Here is an 18,355-nt window from a genome sequence, read left to right on the forward strand (position 1 = left end):
CTGATGACAGGAAAGGGGTTGATAACGCATGAAAGTCGGTCTGCTGCAGTGTGATGATCTGGCCGCCCATGTGGCCCGAGTGCATGGCAATTATCCGGCCCTGTACTCGGGGCTTTTGCAGGCGGTAGACCCCACCCTCGAGTTTGTGACCTGGCGTATTCACGATGGCGAGCTGCCTGCTGATCTCGACGCGGCGGATGCCTGGCTGATCTCCGGTAGCAAGGCTGGCGTCTACGAGGATCATGCCTGGATAGAGCCGCTTTTGACGCTGATTCGCCGTCTTCACCTTGAAGATCGGCCACTCGTGGGGATCTGCTTTGGCCATCAGGCCATGGCGCAGGCGCTCGGCGGACGTGTGGGGAAAAGCGATCGTGGCTGGGGCGTGGGAGTGTCGTTCAATACCGTGGTGGGACACAGGTCATGGATGACGCCCTGGCAGGCGGGGCTGGACCTGATTGTCAGCCATCAGGACCAGATACTGGCCCTGCCGAAAGGCGCCGAAGTGCTGGCCGAAAGTCCATTTTGTCCCTATTACCTGCTTCAATACGGCCCTCATGCCATGAGCGTTCAGGGCCATCCCGAGTTTTCGAAGGCGTGCAGCGCTGATTTGATGGCCGCCAAGGAGGGGATGATGCCGGACAGACGCCGCCGTGAGGGCATGGCCTCGCTCAGTGCGCCGGTCGATGACCATGTCATGGCGCACTGGATCGTCAATTTCATGCGTGAGGGGCTCGCTCCTGCATCTCGGGCGACCAGTGCCAGGGATCACCTGGCGCAATAGTCGTTGAGGACGGGTCGGTCGGGGAGATTACCGGCCGCCCTGTCCTGCGGCCGGGTCTTCACCTGTCGAGTCCTTATTTGAGCGTCAGCCGCTTCGTCTCCTTGAGGGCCCTGGTGCGACTGTCGCTAAAGTCGTGGTCGCCGTGGCGTTCGATGAGATAAACCGGTAATCCCTCCCGGTCGGCCACCTCCGTACCCTGTTTACGCCCCAGACAGAGCATGGTGGTCGCCCAGGCGTCACTGACGGCGGCCTCATGACCAAAGACGGTGGTCGAGACCAGATCATGGGTGGCGGGCGCGCCGCTTCGCGGGTCAATAATGTGGCCGTAGGCATGGCCGCTGTCGTCGAAGTAGCGGCGGTAGGTGCCTGATGTGTTAATGGACAACCCGCTGCGGTCGTTGACGGTGACGATGTTGCCGGCACGACGCTCGCCCGGACTGGGCGTTTCGATACCGACTCGCCACGGCTCGTCGTCGGGCTTGGCGCCACGAATGCGCATGTCGCCGCCCAGCTCTGCCAGATAATCATGAATGCCGTGGGATTCCAGCATCGCGGCGATTTGATCGACGCTGTAACCCTCCCCCATCGAAGAGAGATCGATGGAAAGCTCAGGGATCGTCTTGCGAACCTTTCCGGCGCTTTCATCGATCTCGAGATGTTCAAGGCCGACATGGGTCATCGCCTCATGGATGGCCTTGTCGGAGGGCACCTGAAAGTGCTCATCCTGAAAGCCCCACAGGGCAAACAGCGGCGCGACCGTCGGGTCGTAGCAGCCCTGCGACTGGTCATGAACCCTGCGTGCGATCTGCAGCAGATGGATGACTCCGGCAGGCGCGGTCTGCCAGTTGGTAGTGCGACTGGCATTAAAACGTGAAATCCAGGAGTCATCCCGATAGGTCGAAATGTCCTCATCGATCTTCGTGAGCACTCGGGTCAGGTCCGCTTCGATGTCACCGTGGGCAGGGACATCCTCTCCCCACCACTTGATGTGGTAGGTCGTCCCCTGCGCTTCTCCCTGTGCCAGTTCAATTTCCGGTGTGCGATCGCAGCCGGCCAGCAGCAGGGTGGTCACAAGGGCGGGTAGGGTGACAAGGGCACGTGTGTTCATGAGCAACCGTTAACAAAAATGAGTCCGTGTTCACGACCATGATGGTGGTGAATAGATCATCCATTGTGCGTCATCGCGACGCGCGGCTCCATTCAGGTTACGCTGAGTGCTTGCAGCTACGCTATGGGAGAGAATATGCCACTGGATTCGCAGTTTGAACGCTGGCTACAGGAGGCGGCCGAACGGGCGCCGGATATCAGTGCCATGAGTGCTGCCCAGCGTCGTGCCGTCGCCGATCAGGCCAACCTGAAGCTTCAGCGTCCGCCGCTGGCCTATCCGGTGGCCGAAATCAGGGACCTTGCCATTCAGGGCCCTGCAGGCCCCATGACACTGCGACTTTATTACCCCTTTGTACACGGCTCGAGCGGGCCGCGACCGGTGACGGTGTTCTTTCACGGTGGCGGCTTCGTGACCGGCTCGCTTGCCACCTATGACGTGATCTGCCGCGCGCTGTGTCGCGCTTCAAAAACCATTGTGGCCTTTGTTGACTATCGCCTGGCGCCGGAACATCCATTTCCGGCGGCGCCGGACGATGCGCTGGCCGCCGTGCGTTATATCGGCCGCCATGCTGGAAGCTTCGGTGGAGATGCGCAGCGTCTGGCGCTGGCTGGTGACAGTGCCGGCGCACTGCTGGCAGCGCTGACCGCGCTGCGAGTACGCGATGAAGGCGGCCCGGCGCTTTGCGGGCAGTGTCTGCTTTATCCGATGCTGGACTTTCGACATGACGGGCTTGCGTCGCTCACGCGCAATGCCCATGGCTATGGTTTCACCCGTGAGGCTCGCGACTGGTATATCCAGCAGTATCTGCCTGATGAGGCATCGCGTACTCATCCCTTCAATACGCTGCTTGAGCGTCAGGATCTGGCGGATCTGCCGCCGGCGCTGGTCATGACCGCCGAGTTCGATCCGGTCTGTGATGAGGGCGTGCGCTATGCCGAACTGCTGGCCGAGCAGGGTGTACTGACGCGCCACAGTCACTATTACGGCATGATTCATGCCTTTGTTCGACGGCTCGGTCAGCACCTTCAGGCCGATCAGGCCATTGATGAATGTGGCGTCTGGCTGCGGCGTATTCTGACGTCTCCCGCCATCTGACCCTCTCTCTGCTCCCTCTTCACCGCGTCTTGTCGATCAATGCCCCCTGGCAATATGTCAGGGGGCTGGCGATCACTTCAGGCAAATAACAGCCACAGGAGTTCATGTTTCAGGGGCCAGGACCTTGGTCTATAGAACCAAGGTCCATCTGTTGACGCCTCCTGCGTGTGAATAAGCTCTGCGGGTTACAAAAACCTCACAGTAACCCTGGCGGCGGCGACCGGATCGTGTCGATCCGAACCCTGACGTACGCAAGGGTCAAGGAGAATATTGATATGGTGACCTTTCTGGCAGGAATCGTGCTGCTGGTAGTGGGGTATTTCACCTACGGCAAGTTCGTGGAACGTGTTTTCGAATCCAATCACCGCCGTCCTACCCCGGCACATACCCTGCGCGATGATGTTGACTATCTGCCCATGGGCACCAAGCGCAACGCACTGATCCAGCTTTTAAACATTGCCGGCGTTGGCCCCATTTTCGGGCCGATTCTTGGCGCGCTGTATGGCCCGGTCGCCTTTATCTGGATCGTCGCCGGCTGCATCTTTGCAGGTGCCGTGCATGACTATCTCACCGGCATGATCTCGATTCGCAACCACGGTGCGCACCTGCCTCAGCTGGCCGGCAAGTTCCTGGGCCGAATCATGAAGCATGTGGTGAATTTCTTTGCGCTGCTGCTGCTTTTGCTGGTGGCGACCGTGTTCGTCACGGCGCCGGCGACCCTTCTGGCCAACATGATGCCGGTATCGCTGACCATCATTACCCTGGCCATCTTCGCCTATTACCTGCTGGCCACGGTGCTGCCCATCGACAAGATCATTGGGCGCATCTACCCCTGGTTTGGCGCACTGTTGCTGTTTAGTGCTGCCGGCATCGGCATCATGATGATCGTACGTGGTGCCCCGATTCCGGAACTCAATTTCTCCAACATGCATCCGGATGGCGCACCGATCTTCCCGCTGCTGTTTTTGACCATTTCGTGCGGCGCACTGTCGGGCTTTCATGCCACTCAGACCCCGATCATTTCGCGCACCACCGGTAACGAGAACAACGGTCGCAAGATCTTTTACGGCATGATGATTACCGAAGGCGTGATCGCGATGATCTGGGCGGCGGCGGCCATGAGCCTGTTCCACGGCGACAACAGCCTTTCTCAGGTACTGGCGCAGGGCGGTCCGGCAGCCGTGGTACAGAGCGTGTCGGTCAATCTGCTGGGCGCGGTAGGCGGAACGCTGGCCGTACTGGGGGTCATTGTGCTGCCGATCACTTCGGGCGACACCGCGTTTCGCAGTGCGCGCATGATCATTGCCGACTACCTCCACATCGGCCAGCGGCCGATGATGAAGCGCATCATGGTGGCCGCGCCCCTGTTCGTGATCTCCTATGGTCTGACCCATATGGACTTCACACTGCTGTGGCGCTATTTCTCCTGGGCCAACCAGACCACGGCGGTCATCGCACTGTGGGTTGCTACCATGTATCTGATTCTGGCCAAAAAGGCCTACTGGATGACGCTGTTGCCGGCGCTGTTCATGACCATGGCCACCTTCACCTACATCGCCTGGGCGCCGATCGGGTTTGGACTGCCCCTGACCGTGGCCTACATCGTGGCTGCGCTGGGGACGGCTCTGGCACTGGCGCTGTTTCTCAAGCGAGTACGCAGGCTCTCCGGCGGTATCTTTGCCGTTGATGAGCCGGCAGAGCCCGGCACCAGAGGTGTTGAGCTTAACGGCGTGCCGGCCTGATCATTTTCCGGCCTGCCTGCTGATAACCAAAAGCCCCGTCAATGACGGGGCTTTTTTCATGCAGCGGATAACGACGGGCGCTATCTCGTGGCTCAGTCGCCGGCTTGTGGGGCGTTGGTGCCGTCTTCGTTGAAGTACTTGTCGTGAATCTCGTCGTAGGTGCCGTTGGATTTCAACGTGGCCAGAGCCTTGTTGAATGTTTCGGCAAGATCCTTGTCGCGCTGGCGAAAGGCGATCCCGAAGCCATCACCGAAGTACTCCTTGGGCTCGGTCATCAGCTCGCCCATGGTCTTGTACTTGCCGCCCTTGAGCAGTGCGGCCTGACCGGTGGGGTAGTCCAGAAAGGCGATATCCAGACGACCGGTTTCCATGTCGACGGCGACATCATCAGCGCTGGCATAGCGCTGAATGTTGGCGACATCCCCAAACTTGTCGGTCACGTAGCTGTCCTGCACGGTTCCGCGCTGTACCCCGATGTTTTTGTCCTTGAGATCGCTGGACTCCACTCCGGCCAGTGACGTTGAGGTGGGGGCAAACCAGGCAGACGGCGGTACCAGATAGGGATCAGAGAAGAGCACCTGCTGACGGCGCTCGTCGTTGATGGTCATCGACGACATGATGGCGTCAAACTTGCGCGACATCAGACCCGGAATGATGCCGTCCCAGCCCTGTTCGACCCAGTTACACTTCAGTTCGGCCTGCTTGCACAGGGCGTTGCCCAGCTCGATATCAAAACCTGCCAGCTCACCGGAAGGCGTACGGTATTCCATCGGCACATATGGAATATCCACACCGATCCGGACCGTATCATAGTCACGCGCCTGTGCCGAGCCGGCAGCCATTGCCGCTCCCAGCAGGGAAACCGTCAGTAGTCTTTTCATCATTGTCTCTCTTTTTAAAAGGACCGCCCGGTGACCCGGGTCGACGCTGGATTATCACCATGATCTCCCTGCCGGATGCAAGTGCTGTAACGGCATGTAAGGGAGATCATGATGATGTCAGGGGTGTGTCAGCGCGGCTTCAGGTGTGCCAGCATGCGTTTTTCCAGCAGCCTGAAACCGCCCTGAATGGAAAAGCTCAGCACCATGTAGCACAGCGCCACAAAGATGAACGCTGAAAAGGGCGCGTAGTACCGCGAATAGATGTTGTAGGCCACACCGGTGAGGTCGGCAATGGTCACGACGCTTGCAATCGCGCTGGCATGCAGCATGAAGATGACTTCGTTGCCATAGGCCGGCAGGGCACGGCGCAGGGCGCTGGGCAGAATGATGCGTCGGTAGGCCAGCATGGGGGACATGCCGTAGGCGCGAGCGGCTTCAAGCTCGCCTCGAGGCATGGCCTTGATGGCCCCGTAAAAGATCTCGGTGGTATAGGCGGCCGTATTGAGCGTAAACGCCAACAGGGCGGGGTAGAGCGGGTCCTTGATCAAGGGCCATATCAGACTGTCCTGCACGCCTGGGATGAAGGCCAGGCCGTAATAGGCAATATAGAGCTGAATCAGAAGCGGCGTGCCGCGAAAGATCCAGGTATAGAGCCAGATGCCCTTGCGTAGCAGCCAGATCGGGCTGGCGCGGCCAATGGCCAGCGGTACGGCCAGAAACAGACCGATCACCAGCGAGATGAAGACCAGCTGGACGGTATTGACGAAGCCGCCCCAGTACTGGGCAATCGTCGACGGTGTAAAGATGGCGTTGTCGCTGAGCCAGGGGGCGATCGACTGAAGAAGCTCCTGCATTATGGTGCCTCCTCGAAGCCGGCGTTATAGCGTTTTTTCATCCACTGCATGACGATTTCCGACAGTGACGTGATGGCCAGATAGCCCAGTGCCACCGGAATCATGAACAAAAACGTCTGATGAGTGGCGCGAGTGGCCTCTGCCGCCACGCGTACCATGTCGGACAGCCCGATGATCGACACCAGCGCGGTGGTCTTTAAAAGCACCATCCAGTTATTGCCAAGCCCGGGCAGGGCGTGGCGCATCATCAGGGGAAAGCGAATGCGCCGAAACAGTAGCCATGAACTCATGCCAAGGGATTCGGCCGCCTCGACCTGGCCCTGATCAACCGCCATAAAGGCGCCTCGAAAGGTTTCGGCCATGTAGGCGCCAAAGATCAGTCCGATGGTGATGACACCAGCCACAAAGGGGTCAACATTGATGAAGATGTCCCAGCCCCAGCGCTCATAGATCAGATCGGTAGCCTGATTGATGCCGATCTGGGCGCCATAAAACAGCAAAAGCATCAGCACCAGGTCGGGCACGCCGCGGATGATCACGGTGTAGATGATGGCAGGCAGGCGCAGGATGGCCAGGCGTGACATGCGGGCACTGGCGGTCACAAGCCCCAGCACGACCGCCACGAGCAGCGAGAGTACCGCCAGCTCAAGGGTCAGCAGGGCGCCCTCCAGAAGACGGGGTCCATAGCCCTGAAAATCGATCATGGCAGTCTCCTTGAGATTAACGCCCGCGCGGTGCGAGAAACTGTTGCAGGCGTGACGAACTCGGGTGATTCAGCACCTCGGAGGGGTGGCCCTGTTCCTCGACCATACCCTGATGCAGATAAACCACCTGGTTGGAGACGTCGCGGGCAAAATCCATCTCATGGGTGACCACGATCATGGTGCGGCCCTCGTCAGCCAGTTCCCGCATGACCTTGAGCACATCGCCCACCAGTTCCGGGTCGAGCGCCGAGGTCGGCTCGTCAAAGAGCATGACCTCCGGCTCCATGGCCAGTGCTCTGGCAATCGCGCCGCGCTGCTGCTGGCCGCCGGAGAGCTGCGCCGGGTAGTAATGCGCCCGGTCGGCAAGCCCGACGCGCTCGAGAAGCGCCATGCCCTGTTCCGTTGCCCGGGCCTTTGGAATGCCGCGAACGTAAACAGGGGCTTCGATGACGTTGGCAATCAGCGTCATGTGCGCCCAGAGATTGAAACTCTGAAAGACCATCGACAGCCTTGTGCGAATCCGCTCGAGCTGACTTCGGTCGGCAGGTTCGCGACCGTGACGGGTCTGACGAAAGCTGATGGGCTCGCCGTGAACGATGATGTCGCCACTGTCAGGGCGTTCAAGCAGATTCATGCAGCGCAGGAAGGTGCTCTTGCCAGAGCCGGAGGCGCCGATCAGGGTGATGACGTCGCCCTTTCTGGCTTCCAGCGAAATGCCCTTGAGCACTTCATTGTCGCCAAAGCGCTTGTGAATGTCGCTGACGATCAGCGGAATGGAGGCGTCGGCCAAGGCACTCTCCTGAATGTTGTCATTGGTGGTATGAAATCATGCGACAGGCCGTGTTTACTCTGGCGGCCCGAGGTGTTTGGCGGCGCATGTTAACAGGCCCGCCCGATACGCGCCCATCTGATGGGATCATTGTGTGCCAGGATACTCTGAAGCCAGAGGGCGGGCCAGCAATAGTGCCCTGGCGCCGCGTTCGACATTGGCATTGGGGAACACGACATGTACCGGTGCTTCCCTGACGATCCACTCGCCGTCGTTGCCATCCCGGGCGAGACAGCTCCCCGGGGGAAACTCGGTAAAGTTGGCAATGTCGTCGGCGAAACAAAGCTCGAAATCATCGCTTTTACGCATGATTTCATCGGTCACGACAAAGCGCATCAGGGGCCTCTGGTGCGCGATACTGTCATGGGTACCGGCGATGCGCGCGCGCAGTAGATCCAGCATCGGGGCAAGCGGTTCGAGATCGTTGCTGCCGAAAGGCGCGACGCGTCCCAGTTCCAGCGTGAAGCCCTGAGCGCCGTGATAATGTCGAGTATAGTGTGAAAAGGTCCAGCTGTGCTGATGCTGGGAAAGCCCGGCCTGCAGGCCTGCACTGGCCAGCTGTTGCCAGATGGCATCCGGTGTCGGGGTTTCGCTGAAGGGTTCGACGGCAAAGCGGGGGTAGCGACTGTCGCGAATGGCGGTGTGCATGTCCAGATGCAGCACCGACCCTGCATCGTTATTTTTGACGACGTCACTCATGAAACGGTCCACCGCGTGCATCAGTTCAAGCGCGCGCTGACACTCGAATCGATGGTCATCCTGAAGCAGCGTCTCACGGCGAAAGAGCCGATTGAGGTTGGTGTCGATATAGCGCCGCCCGGCGGCAATGGCGCGTCGATTGCCCATGATCAGCAGGGTCGGAGCCCCAACGCGAAGCTGTCCGGCATCGAGGGCGGCCAGCAGTTCGCCGAACAGCTCGATCGGTGCCGTTTCATCACCGTGAATGCCGGCCGAGATGATGGTGGCCTCCGGTGATCCCTCAACGGCCCTCGGCACAAGCGCCATGACGCCCGGCGCATACTCGACCACCGATACCTCTGGCAATGCGTCACAATCCGACCACACTGTCATCTCATTGGTGGCAATGAACTCCGCAAAATAATCGCTCAGTGACATATTGGCCCTCCGGTCCTTTGCCATTATCTGATCGTAGTGTACGACAGGATGGCTGCATTAACGCCTGCGACCGCGGGATGGTGTGCTAAAGAATGGGGCTGAAAGTGGCGGTTTTGCCCAATGGCCCTGAAAGCAGGGCCGGAGAATGATCATGGACGCTCGTCTGGAGCAGCAAACGCTGAAGCGCTCGATCGCGGCCACGCTTTGCGTGTCGTTGCTGGGAATTGTCTTCGGTCTGCTGTCGGGCTCCGAGTCCATTCTGTTTGATGGCATGTTCTCGGCCATCGATTCTGTCATGTCGGCGCTGTCGCTTTTTGTGGCCCGCCTGGCCATGCGTGAGACGAGTCACCGATTTCAGCATGGATTCTGGCATCTGGAGCCGCTGGTGGCCGCGCTCAATGGCGGAATCCTGACGCTGTTATGCCTGTATGCCTTTCTCAATGCCATACAGGGCATCATCAAGGGCGGTCATTCGCTGGCCTTTGGTCCGGCACTGGGATACGCCGTGGTAGTGGCCGTCATCTGTCTGGTCATGTACCGCATGGAAAGACACGTCAACGCGCGCATTGATTCGGTCTTCATCCGTATCGATGCCCAGAGCTGGCTGATGGCCGGGCTGATCACCCTGGCGCTGATCGTGGCCTTTGCGCTCTCGCTGGTGCTGGAGCGTACGGCCTGGGTCATCTACACGCCCTATGTGGACGTGGTGCTGCTGGCGGTCCTGACCCTGTGCTTTCTGCCCGTTCCCATCGGTATCGTGATTCGGGCCATGAAGGAGGTGCTGCTGATGGCGCCCCGCGAGCTGGATCAGCAGGTGCACGCCGTCATGGAAAGTGTCATGAAGCGAGAAGGGCTCAGGTACTACTACAGTCATGTGGCCCGTACCGGACGCGGCAACTTTATCGAAATTCATATTCTGACCACGCCCGAGTTTGCAGCGCATGCCGGCGTGGCGACGCTGGACGACGTGCGCACCCAGATTGGTGCGGCACTGAGTATTGCTCCGGAGCAGCGCTGGTTCACGGTCTGTTTTACGGCTGATGAGCGCTGGATGTGAGCCATGAACAGGGCGGCGCGGCGTGCAACGTCATCTTCAATGCTGGACCCTCAACGTCTGAAAGGAGTCACGTGAATGAGAGAGCGAGGCAGAACCCGACGGATGCTGGGTATGGGGGCGCGTACCGGTGGTGCCCTGTTGCGCTCGCGCATGGGGCGTGATGCGGGCTGGGAGGTCCTGGGCGAGCAGCTGTTCAATGAGCTTTCCGAGCTCAAGGGGCCGGCCATGAAGCTGGCCCAGATCATGGCGCAGTGGGACGATCTGCTGCCGCCGGCGCTGGCAGAGCAGCTGGCCCGGCTCCAGCGCCAGGCACGCCCCATGCCGTGGCAGGACATTCGTCGTACCCTTGTGGATCAGTTTGGCGATCTCGAAGCGGTCTTTGCCGATATCGAAACGACCCCCTTTGCCAGCGCCTCCATGGGTCAGGTGCATCGCGCCACCACCCATGATGGCGAGACGCTGGTGCTCAAGGTGCAGTATCCGGGCCTTGAGCGTGTGCTTGAGCAGGATCTGGTGCAGGTGCGGCGCATGATGCGGCTGATGCGCTGGATGAAGGTGCCTCAGGCCCGACTGGATGCCATGTTCGATGAATTTGCCGACAGCCTGCGCAAGGAGCTCGATTACCGCGCCGAGTTCGAGGCGCTGGAGCGCTATCGCTCGCGCTACGCTGACAACGACGGGCTGCGCTTTCCCGAGCCGCTGGCGGACTATTCCGGTGACCGCGTGCTCGCCATGCGCTATCTGCCCGGGATTCCGATGCGGGAAGCCGAAACGATGGCGGACGAGGTGCGTCAGCGCCTTGCGGCCAATCTGGGGGACTGGCTGACCGAGGAGATGTTCACCCATCGCGAACTGCACGCCGATCCGCACGCCGGCAATTTTGCCACCGATGACGAAGGTCGATTGATCGTCTATGACCTGGGGGCGGTGATCAGCGTGCCCGAGGCGCGGCTTCGCTCGATGATGCTGTTGCTCGGGGCGGCGATCGGCGATGACCCGATGGGCATGGACGAGGCGCTGCGCTCAATGGGGGGACGTCAGGGCGAGGGCGCGCCGCTGGCGCTGTATCGCGAATCGGCTGCTGCCATGCGACCCCTGTTTGAGCCCGGCGAGCAGGACTTCAGCGATGCGCGCATTCACTATCGGCTGCGTGAGATCAGTCCGCGGGTCTGGTCGGCCATGGATCGTCTGCAACCGCCGGCGGATACCATGTTGCTCTCGCGCACGCTCAACGGGCACTACTGGAATATGGTGCGTCTCAAGGCGCGACTGGACATGCATGCGCGCACCCGGCCGTTGCTGGCCTGGGCACGGGAGACGCAGTGACGCTGGATGGGTGGCGTCACTGGCCGCCGGAAACCAGCTTGAGCCCGACCACCGAAGCGATGATCAGGGCAATAAAGCCCAGTCGGATCGGGCTTTTCGATTCGCCCCAGAACAGCATGCCCAACAGCGCGCTGGCCACGGTGCCGATGGCGGTAAACACGGCGTAGGCAATGCCCAGACTGATCTCGCGCATGGCAAACGAGATAAATGCCAGTGAGAGTCCAAAGCCGATCACCAGCATGGCAAGCCCTGTCCGGCGTGAGCCGCGATTGAACTTCTCGATGCCGGTGACGCCCACGACTTCCATGAGCCCCGAGACAATCAGTGCGAACCAGTACATGACACCTCCTTCTGACGGGAAGAGTAGAGCTTGAGACCCACCACCCCGATCAGCAGGGTCACGATCAGCATCAGCGTCAGGACATTGAACGGCGCGCCCAGAAAGGCGATGTCCACGACCACGGTACCCATCGCGCCAAGGCCGACAAAGACGGTGTAGACCGTGGTGGTGGGCAGCGTGCGTGCCATCCATGTTGCCAATCCCAGACTCACCGTCACCAGCACCAGCGTGGCGAGCCACTCGACAGGGCCGTGCGCGTATTTAGCGCCCAGCGCCCAACCGATCTCGCACAGCGTGGCGGGTAGCATCAGCCACCATTTTGAAGTCATGAGCCCTCTCTTCCTGCCGGCAGTGCCTTACGACAGGGGTTGCTTGAACTAACGATCGTTAGTTAGTCTAGAGGCGTGCAGGCGAGACAGCAACCCCTGGCCATTTTTAGGGAGAGAATACCTTCATGAGTACCGAAGCACGTATTCGGGAAATCGGCCTCAAGCTCTTTGCCGAACAGGGCTATGAAGCCACGCCCCTATCGGCGATAGCGTGCGGGACCGGCATTCGCACCCCGTCGCTTTACAACCATTTTGCCAGCAAGGAAGCGCTGTTCATGGCATTGGTGGCAGATGTCGAGGCCGAGATGCTGAGCGTGATCGAGCAGAGTCTTGTCCGTCATGAAGAGGTGGAAGCGCGCCTCAAGGCCCTGCTTCAGGCCTGCAGCGATTTCATTTTTGATTCCGGCAAGGGCGTGTTCTACAAGCGTTTTCTGTTGTTTCCGCCAGCATCGCTTGCAACGCCGCTCAAGCGCATCAGTCGCGAGAGCGAAAGCGCCATCGATGCGCTGTTGAAAAGAGCCCATGCGCAGGGCATCGACCAGGGCGTGCTGCGCAGGGATCTTGATGAGGGCGATTTCATCGCCATGACCTACTGCATCATCGACGGTCTTTTCAGCGAGAGCTTTTTGTATGACCGGTCAACCTTCGATCAGCGTCTGGCCAGTATCTGGCGGGTCTTTAGAGCCGGTATTCTGGTGCCCTGAACCGGCTTGATGTCATGCCTCTGACATGTCGTGGGAGACGCGTATCAACGCGTCGGTGTCAAAACCATTGCCGCGCGCCATCTCGAGCATGTGTTTGTACATCTCGGGGGTAATGCTTGATGAGCGTGCGAGCAGCCAGAGAAATCCGTGGTTGGGTCCGGCCACAATGGCATGCTCGTAGTTTTCATCCAGCCAGAGAATGTTGTAGCCGGCGTAAAAGGGGCCAAAAAAGGACACTCGAAAACGCCCGGTATGGGCATCTTCTTCGAAAAAGGCCTTGCCCTCGGCTTCATCCCACTGCTGATCCTCGGGGTTGAAGCCCCGATTGGTCAAGGCCACGCCACCATCGTCACGCATCGCGTAATGGGCCGTGACCCTGTCGAGCCCCCGTTCGAAGCTGTGATCCAGTCGGGCGATTTCATGCCAAAGCCCCAGATAGCGCGCCAGATCAAAATCCTTGACGGCCTGACAACCTGTCGGTATTCCTGTGTCGCCGCCCATGGCAGTGGCCAGACTGCCCAATAATCCCTTCAGATCTGCCATGTCAGGCATGTGATTCTCCTTTTAATCGGGTGGATGTACCTTCCGACGCGACCTCAAGTCTAGCCCCTGTCGGCCGATGTTGTTCATTGAGTCGCGCCGGTATGGTGCAGGTTATGGACGTGAAGTCCGAAGGGAGAAACACATGGCGTCGCAGGCAGGCTGGACGGAAATGACATCGGGAGAGCATTCGGGCTCTCAACCCAATGCGAAAGCGACACAGCGTCGTCGCGCAGGCTTCAGCCTTGGCAACTGGACGCTCAGAAAAAAAATGTTCGCCATTCTGGCCCTGATGTGGATCGGCATGCTGGTACTCGTCACCAGCATGGCCTGGAATGCGCGGGGCATGATGTTTGAGGAGCGCCAGCGCAGCCTCCAGGCGACCGTGGGCGTGGCCCAGACGCTGTTCGAGCGCTATCACGAGCGCGCCAGTGCCGGCGAGTTCACCATGGATGAGGCGCGTCGTCGGGCACTGGATGCGCTGGGCGGCCTGCGCTTTGGTGATGACCGTCAAAACTATATTTTCGCCTTTGATGACAGCGCACGCGTGCTTTATCACCCGCGTCGTGATGCCGGCGCAGACATGTCGACCTATACCGATCCCAACGGGGTAGCCGTTTATACCGAGCTTTTGAACAAGGCACTGTCTGGCGGTAGCGGGTTTGTGAAATATGATTCCCGCGATGCCACCGGTGACACACTGCTGCCCAAACTCGGTTACGTCGAGCGCTTCGCGCCCTGGCAGATCAACCTTGCAGCCGGGGTATACACCAACGATATCCAGCATGCTTTCATGGCCAAGCTTTTCCAGTTTGTTGCTCTGCTGGCGGCGGTAGGGGCGGCCCTGACGGTGGCGTTTTTGCTGCTGACTCGCAATATCTATCGGGGCCTGGGCGGGGAGCCTGCCTACGCGATCGATTGCGTGCGTGAAATTGCTGATGGCCGACTGGGCACACGTCTTGAGCTGAAAAACGGTGATCAGACCAGTCTGCTTTATCATATTGAACATATGCGCGCAGAGCTGGCTGATACCATCGCCAGCATTCGCCAGGCGAGTGAATCGATTGACGTCGGCGCCCGAGAAATTGCTGCCGGCAACAACGATCTGTCCGCACGTACCGAGCAGCAGGCGGCCTCGCTTGAAGAGACCGCGGCCAGCATGGAAGAGCTGACGGCCACCGTGCGCCAGAATGCCGATAATGCCGCTCAGGCCACGCGTCTGTCCCAGAGCGCATCCAGTGAGATGGACAATGGCCGTGAAGTGATTCAAAGAGTTGTGGCGACCATGAGTGAGATTCGCGAAAGCTCCAGCAAGATCAGCGAAATCATCACCATGATTGACAGCATTGCCTTCCAGACCAATCTGCTGGCGCTTAACGCCGCCGTTGAGGCCGCCCGTGCCGGCGAGCAGGGACGCGGCTTTGCAGTGGTGGCCGGAGAAGTACGGCAGCTCGCCAGTCGTTCGGCCACTGCGGCCAGCGATATCAAGGCGCTGATCGAGCGCTCGGTCGCTCAGGTGGCCAGCGGCACCACGCTGGTGGACGAGGCCGACACCACCATGTCGACCATTACGCAGAGTTCGCGTCGGGTCAACGATCTGATGGCCGAGATTGCAGCGGCCTCCAAGGAGCAGACCAGCGGTATCGAGCAGGTCAACCAGGCCGTGAGTCAGATGGATCAGGTCACCCAGCAAAACGCAGCACTGGTCGAGGAAGCTGCAGCGGCCGCTTCGTCGCTGGAAGAGCAGTCCGGGCGTCTGTATCAGTCGGTCGTTCGCTTCACGATCTGATCTTCTGCGCGAGAATGACAGCAGGGCCGCATCACGACAGTGATGCGGCCCTGTTTGTTATGGCCGTTTTTCATGACCGCGGTGGCGCTGTCATGACGTCGGGCGGTCAGCCGGTCTTGATCGCTTCGGCAATGGTTTCGCCCAGCTCACTGGTCGTGCCTCGCCCGCCCAGGTCCGGTGTCAGTGGGGCATCACTCGGGCCTGCTGCCAGTACGCGCTCGATGGCATCCACCACGGCCTTGCCGGCATCGATGTGGCCAAGGTGTTCGAGCATCATCGCTGCCGACCAGATCTGACCGATCGGATTGGCAATGCCACGGCCGAAGATATCCGGCGCGCTGCCGTGTACCGGCTCGAAAAGACTCGGAAAATGGCCTTCGGGATTAATGTTGGCCGATGGGGCCACGCCGATGGTGCCGGTACAGGCCGGACCCAGATCCGAGAGAATATCGCCAAAGAGGTTGCTGGCCACCACCACATCAAACCAGTCCGGATGGAGCACGAAGTTGGCGGTCAAAATGTCGATATGGAACTTGTCGACGCTGATGTCAGGATAGCTTTTGGCCATCTCCAGCACGCGCTCGTCCCAGTAGGGCATGGTAATCGAGATGCCATTGGACTTGGTTGCAGAGGTCAGCTTTTGACGCGGTCGGGTTTTGGCCAGTTCAAAGGCAAACTTCAATACGCGATCGATGCCGGTGCGGGTCATGACCGTGTCCTGAATCACCACTTCACGATCGGTGCCTTCAAACATTCTACCGCCGACGCTTGAATACTCGCCTTCGGTATTTTCCCTTACCACGTAGAAATCGATGTCGCCTGGCGCGCGTCCCGCCAGCGGACTCTTGATGCCCGGCATCAGCCTGCACGGGCGCAGATTGACGTACTGGTCAAAGGCGCGACGAAACTGCAAAAGCGAGCCCCAAAGCGAGATGTGATCCGGCACGCGCTCGGGCATGCCCACGGCGCCAAAAAACAGGGCGTCCATGCCGCCCAGGCGGTCGCGCCAGTCATCGGGCATCATCTTGCCGTGGCGCTCAAAATAGTCGCAGCTGGCAAAGTCGATATCGGTAAATTTGAAGTCCAGATCAAAACGTCGAGCGGCGGCCTCAAGGGCGCGCACGCCTTCAGGCATGACTTCAACACCGATACCGTCGCCGGGAATAACGGCAATGTTGTGGCTCATGAATCTCTCCTTGTCAGCATCAAACAGCACCCGCAGAGGCATTAAAGAATGTCAGCGCCTCATCAATGATGTCATCGGGACGCTCTTCGGGCAGATAGTGGCCGCAGGGCAGGGCGCGCCCGCTGACCTCGAGAGCGCAGGCCTGCCAGAGGGCCATGGGATCGAACAGTTTTTCGATCACGCCATGCTCGCCCCACAGCACCCTGAGCGGACACTGGATGCGATGGCCGGCATCACGATCGAGTCGATCATGTCTTGGATCGATGGTGTTGGCGGCGCGGTAGTCCTCGCACATGGCGTGCGCCGTGCCTGGCAGCGCCATCGCCTCGCGATAGGCCTCAAGGGCTTCATCTGAAAACGGGGCGAGCCCGGCATGACGATTGCCCATCACGCCATCGATCCAGGCGCGGGGATTGGCCTCTATCAGCCGCTCGGGCAGCGGTGCCGGTTGAATCAGCATGAACCAGTGGAAATAGGCGCTGGCGAAGGCCCGATTGGTGCGCTCGTACATATCAAGCGTCGGAGCGATGTCGAGAAACATCGCGCGCTCGACGCGCTCGGGATGATCCAGACACAGGCGGTGGGCGACACGGGCGCCGCGGTCATGGGCCAGTACGGCAAAGCGCTCGAATCCGAACGCCGTCATCAGCGCGACCAGGTCCAGAGCCATGACGCGCTTGCTGTAGGTCTCGTGTTCGACGTCGCCCGGCGGTTTCGAGGAGTGGCCGTAGCCGCGCAGATCCACCATGACGACATGGAAGTGATCCTTGAGCCCTGGTGCCACACGGTGCCAGATGGCGTGCGTCTGCGGATGACCGTGCAGCAGCAGAAGAGGGGTGCCCTCACCACCAGCGCACCCATGAAGGGTCACGCCGTTCACATTCAGGTCAAAGGTCTTGAACATCTCGAGCATGAAGGGCTCCGACAGGGCGTCCACGATGTCCATTACTCTAGAGGATTGTCCAGCGTTTATAATCAGGTCATCACGCAATTGATTATTGAACATGAGTAAATAATCGACAGGAGTCATCATGAAGGCCATCAGTGATCTGCACTTTTTTCAGGTGCTGGCCCGCCATACGTCGATGACGCAGGCCGCACAGGCGCTGGGGCTATCGCTGTCGGCGGTCAGCAAGCGTCTGGCACAGCTTGAAAAGCGTCTGGGGGTTCAACTGATGCGCCGCACAACGCGACGTCTGGCCCTGACCGGGGAGGGAGAGCGCTATCTGCAGCGGGGTGCCTCGCTGCTTCAAGAGCTTGATGAACTGGAGGCCTCACTGGGCGCGCAGCGCCATGCCCTGTCCGGCCGGTTACGGGTCAACGCGACCTTCGGGTTTGGCCGTGCTCATGTGGCGCCATTGATCGAGCAGTTCACGCGCGCGCACCCTGACGTCGAGGTGTTACTGGATTTAAGTGATTATCCGCGCGATTTGCTGGCACATGATCTGGATCTCGGCATCATCGTGGGGCCCGCGCCGGATTCACGATTACGGGCCCGACGGCTGCTGGCCAGTCGCCGGATTGCCTGTGCCTCACCGGACTATCTTGCACGCGCCGGCTGGCCGTCTACGCCTGAAGCACTGGTCGATCATAACTGTCTGGTGGTTCGCGAGCGCGAGGCCGGCTTTGATGACTGGCGTTTTACCAGCGATGGACAGGAGCATCGCGTCCGGGTCAGCGGCACGATGAGCAGTAATGACGGCGAGAGTGTGACGGCCTGGGCCATGGCCGGGCACGGCATTGTTTACCGCTCCTGGTGGCAGGTACAAAACCCGCTGGCTCAGGGCAGGCTTCAACAGATCCTGCCCGGTTTCGATACGCCGCGCATGGATTTCATGGTGGTGCATCGTCAGCAGCGTTTTGTGCCGGAGCGCATTGCCCGGTTCATCGATGCCATGACGGCAGGGCTTGCCGAACGACTGCCGCCGCTGCCGTAATCTTCAACAGGTCACCGTGTCGGATGACGCAGGCACC

The 18,355-nt window shown here is 59.9% G+C and carries 19 protein-coding genes; 8 read left to right on the forward strand and 11 right to left on the reverse strand.

Annotated features, from left to right (window positions below):
* The first annotated feature begins 28 nt into the window (after nt 1–28).
* Nucleotides 29–781, forward strand: coding sequence for a type 1 glutamine amidotransferase (locus B9G99_RS10315; protein ID WP_086622081.1), 753 nt, complete (start codon nt 29–31; stop codon nt 779–781).
* Between the two features lie 73 nt (nt 782–854).
* Here B9G99_RS10315 and B9G99_RS10320 read toward each other — a convergent pair whose 3' ends face one another.
* Nucleotides 855–1,889 (reverse strand): FAD:protein FMN transferase, encoded by a 1,035-nt coding sequence (locus B9G99_RS10320; protein ID WP_086622082.1) that lies wholly within the window; start codon nt 1,887–1,889, stop codon nt 855–857.
* Nucleotides 1,890–2,024: 135 nt separating this feature from the next.
* On the opposite strand from B9G99_RS10320, the gene B9G99_RS10325 reads away from it, so the two are divergent.
* Together B9G99_RS10325 and B9G99_RS10330 are read left to right on the forward strand one after the other, a co-directional pair.
* Nucleotides 2,025–2,984, forward strand: coding sequence for an alpha/beta hydrolase (locus B9G99_RS10325; protein WP_158521487.1), 960 nt, complete (start codon nt 2,025–2,027; stop codon nt 2,982–2,984).
* 275 nt (nt 2,985–3,259) lie between these two features.
* On the forward strand, nt 3,260–4,726 hold the full coding sequence (locus B9G99_RS10330) for a carbon starvation CstA family protein (protein ID WP_086622084.1): 1,467 nt from the start codon (nt 3,260–3,262) through the stop codon (nt 4,724–4,726).
* 92 nt (nt 4,727–4,818) lie between these two features.
* On the opposite strand, the gene B9G99_RS10335 is transcribed toward B9G99_RS10330, so the two are convergent.
* The 5 genes from B9G99_RS10335 to B9G99_RS10355 all read right to left on the reverse strand — a co-directional run bounded on the left by B9G99_RS10335 (nt 4,819) and on the right by B9G99_RS10355 (nt 9,110).
* On the reverse strand, nt 4,819–5,607 hold the full coding sequence (locus B9G99_RS10335) for a transporter substrate-binding domain-containing protein (RefSeq protein ID WP_086623422.1): 789 nt from the start codon (nt 5,605–5,607) through the stop codon (nt 4,819–4,821).
* 128 nt (nt 5,608–5,735) lie between these two features.
* On the reverse strand, nt 5,736–6,461 hold the full coding sequence (locus tag B9G99_RS10340; protein WP_086622085.1) for an ABC transporter permease: 726 nt from the start codon (nt 6,459–6,461) through the stop codon (nt 5,736–5,738).
* Nucleotides 6,461–7,165, reverse strand: coding sequence for an ABC transporter permease (locus B9G99_RS10345; protein ID WP_086622086.1), 705 nt, complete (start codon nt 7,163–7,165; stop codon nt 6,461–6,463). Before B9G99_RS10345 ends, B9G99_RS10340 begins: the two co-directional genes overlap by 1 nt.
* Before the next feature lie 16 nt (nt 7,166–7,181).
* The gene (locus B9G99_RS10350) at nt 7,182–7,955 is read right to left on the reverse strand and encodes an ABC transporter ATP-binding protein (RefSeq protein ID WP_086622087.1); all 774 of its coding nucleotides are present in this window, start codon (nt 7,953–7,955) and stop codon (nt 7,182–7,184) included.
* A gap of 126 nt (nt 7,956–8,081) precedes the next feature.
* The gene (locus tag B9G99_RS10355) at nt 8,082–9,110 is read right to left on the reverse strand and encodes a succinylglutamate desuccinylase (RefSeq protein WP_086622088.1); all 1,029 of its coding nucleotides are present in this window, start codon (nt 9,108–9,110) and stop codon (nt 8,082–8,084) included.
* A 151-nt stretch (nt 9,111–9,261) separates the two neighbouring features.
* Here B9G99_RS10355 and B9G99_RS10360 point away from each other — a divergent pair, with 151 nt between their 5' ends.
* Nucleotides 9,262–10,167: a cation diffusion facilitator family transporter gene (locus B9G99_RS10360; RefSeq protein WP_086623423.1), complete on the forward strand. Its 906-nt coding sequence runs from the start codon at nt 9,262–9,264 to the stop codon at nt 10,165–10,167.
* A gap of 75 nt (nt 10,168–10,242) precedes the next feature.
* Nucleotides 10,243–11,493 carry an ABC1 kinase family protein gene (locus B9G99_RS10365; protein WP_086622089.1) on the forward strand — a complete coding sequence of 417 codons (1,251 nt, stop codon included), beginning with the start codon at nt 10,243–10,245 and terminating at the stop codon, nt 11,491–11,493.
* Between the two features lie 16 nt (nt 11,494–11,509).
* Here B9G99_RS10365 and B9G99_RS10370 read toward each other — a convergent pair whose 3' ends face one another.
* Nucleotides 11,510–11,833 (reverse strand): DMT family transporter, encoded by a 324-nt coding sequence (locus B9G99_RS10370; protein ID WP_086622090.1) that lies wholly within the window; start codon nt 11,831–11,833, stop codon nt 11,510–11,512.
* Nucleotides 11,815–12,162 (reverse strand): DMT family transporter, encoded by a 348-nt coding sequence (locus tag B9G99_RS10375; RefSeq protein ID WP_086622091.1) that lies wholly within the window; start codon nt 12,160–12,162, stop codon nt 11,815–11,817. Before B9G99_RS10375 ends, B9G99_RS10370 begins: the two co-directional genes overlap by 19 nt.
* A gap of 125 nt (nt 12,163–12,287) precedes the next feature.
* Here B9G99_RS10375 and B9G99_RS10380 point away from each other — a divergent pair, with 125 nt between their 5' ends.
* Nucleotides 12,288–12,866, forward strand: coding sequence for a TetR/AcrR family transcriptional regulator (locus B9G99_RS10380; RefSeq protein ID WP_086622092.1), 579 nt, complete (start codon nt 12,288–12,290; stop codon nt 12,864–12,866).
* Between the two features lie 12 nt (nt 12,867–12,878).
* On the opposite strand, the gene B9G99_RS10385 is transcribed toward B9G99_RS10380, so the two are convergent.
* Nucleotides 12,879–13,418: a lipocalin family protein gene (locus B9G99_RS10385; protein WP_227875783.1), complete on the reverse strand. Its 540-nt coding sequence runs from the start codon at nt 13,416–13,418 to the stop codon at nt 12,879–12,881.
* A gap of 133 nt (nt 13,419–13,551) precedes the next feature.
* On the opposite strand from B9G99_RS10385, the gene B9G99_RS10390 reads away from it, so the two are divergent.
* Entirely contained in the window at nt 13,552–15,195 is a 1,644-nt protein-coding gene (locus B9G99_RS10390) for a methyl-accepting chemotaxis protein (protein WP_269466777.1), read from the forward strand.
* A gap of 106 nt (nt 15,196–15,301) precedes the next feature.
* Here B9G99_RS10390 and B9G99_RS10395 read toward each other — a convergent pair whose 3' ends face one another.
* Nucleotides 15,302–16,381 (reverse strand): tartrate dehydrogenase, encoded by a 1,080-nt coding sequence (locus B9G99_RS10395; RefSeq protein WP_086622093.1) that lies wholly within the window; start codon nt 16,379–16,381, stop codon nt 15,302–15,304.
* A 19-nt stretch (nt 16,382–16,400) separates the two neighbouring features.
* Nucleotides 16,401–17,327 (reverse strand): alpha/beta fold hydrolase, encoded by a 927-nt coding sequence (locus B9G99_RS10400; RefSeq protein ID WP_227875784.1) that lies wholly within the window; start codon nt 17,325–17,327, stop codon nt 16,401–16,403.
* 85 nt (nt 17,328–17,412) lie between these two features.
* Here B9G99_RS10400 and B9G99_RS10405 point away from each other — a divergent pair, with 85 nt between their 5' ends.
* Entirely contained in the window at nt 17,413–18,318 is a 906-nt protein-coding gene (locus B9G99_RS10405) for a LysR family transcriptional regulator (protein WP_086622094.1), read from the forward strand.
* The last annotated feature ends 37 nt before the right edge of the window (nt 18,319–18,355 follow it).

Origin of the sequence: Kushneria konosiri (genome assembly GCF_002155145.1) — a bacterium.
Classification (GTDB): domain Bacteria; phylum Pseudomonadota; class Gammaproteobacteria; order Pseudomonadales; family Halomonadaceae; genus Kushneria; species Kushneria konosiri.

Excerpts from the sequence above, each read along its gene's own strand:
- B9G99_RS10365 (WP_086622089.1), top strand. The coding sequence starts at position 10,243 with ATGAGAGAGCGAGGCAGAACCCGACGGATGCTGGGTATGGGGGCGCGT.
- B9G99_RS10345 (WP_086622086.1), bottom strand. The coding sequence starts at position 7,165 with ATGATCGATTTTCAGGGCTATGGACCCCGTCTTCTGGAGGGCGCCCTG.
- B9G99_RS10340 (WP_086622085.1), bottom strand. The coding sequence starts at position 6,461 with ATGCAGGAGCTTCTTCAGTCGATCGCCCCCTGGCTCAGCGACAACGCC.
- B9G99_RS10385 (WP_227875783.1), bottom strand. The coding sequence starts at position 13,418 with ATGCCTGACATGGCAGATCTGAAGGGATTATTGGGCAGTCTGGCCACT.
- B9G99_RS10320 (WP_086622082.1), bottom strand. The coding sequence starts at position 1,889 with ATGAACACACGTGCCCTTGTCACCCTACCCGCCCTTGTGACCACCCTG.
- B9G99_RS10335 (WP_086623422.1), bottom strand. The coding sequence starts at position 5,607 with ATGAAAAGACTACTGACGGTTTCCCTGCTGGGAGCGGCAATGGCTGCC.
- B9G99_RS10325 (WP_158521487.1), top strand. The coding sequence starts at position 2,025 with ATGCCACTGGATTCGCAGTTTGAACGCTGGCTACAGGAGGCGGCCGAA.
- B9G99_RS10375 (WP_086622091.1), bottom strand. The coding sequence starts at position 12,162 with ATGACTTCAAAATGGTGGCTGATGCTACCCGCCACGCTGTGCGAGATC.
- B9G99_RS10370 (WP_086622090.1), bottom strand. The coding sequence starts at position 11,833 with ATGTACTGGTTCGCACTGATTGTCTCGGGGCTCATGGAAGTCGTGGGC.
- B9G99_RS10360 (WP_086623423.1), top strand. The coding sequence starts at position 9,262 with ATGGACGCTCGTCTGGAGCAGCAAACGCTGAAGCGCTCGATCGCGGCC.
- B9G99_RS10330 (WP_086622084.1), top strand. The coding sequence starts at position 3,260 with ATGGTGACCTTTCTGGCAGGAATCGTGCTGCTGGTAGTGGGGTATTTC.
- B9G99_RS10405 (WP_086622094.1), top strand. The coding sequence starts at position 17,413 with ATGAAGGCCATCAGTGATCTGCACTTTTTTCAGGTGCTGGCCCGCCAT.
- B9G99_RS10390 (WP_269466777.1), top strand. The coding sequence starts at position 13,552 with ATGGCGTCGCAGGCAGGCTGGACGGAAATGACATCGGGAGAGCATTCG.
- B9G99_RS10315 (WP_086622081.1), top strand. The coding sequence starts at position 29 with ATGAAAGTCGGTCTGCTGCAGTGTGATGATCTGGCCGCCCATGTGGCC.
- B9G99_RS10380 (WP_086622092.1), top strand. The coding sequence starts at position 12,288 with ATGAGTACCGAAGCACGTATTCGGGAAATCGGCCTCAAGCTCTTTGCC.
- B9G99_RS10395 (WP_086622093.1), bottom strand. The coding sequence starts at position 16,381 with ATGAGCCACAACATTGCCGTTATTCCCGGCGACGGTATCGGTGTTGAA.
- B9G99_RS10355 (WP_086622088.1), bottom strand. The coding sequence starts at position 9,110 with ATGTCACTGAGCGATTATTTTGCGGAGTTCATTGCCACCAATGAGATG.
- B9G99_RS10400 (WP_227875784.1), bottom strand. The coding sequence starts at position 17,327 with ATGGACATCGTGGACGCCCTGTCGGAGCCCTTCATGCTCGAGATGTTC.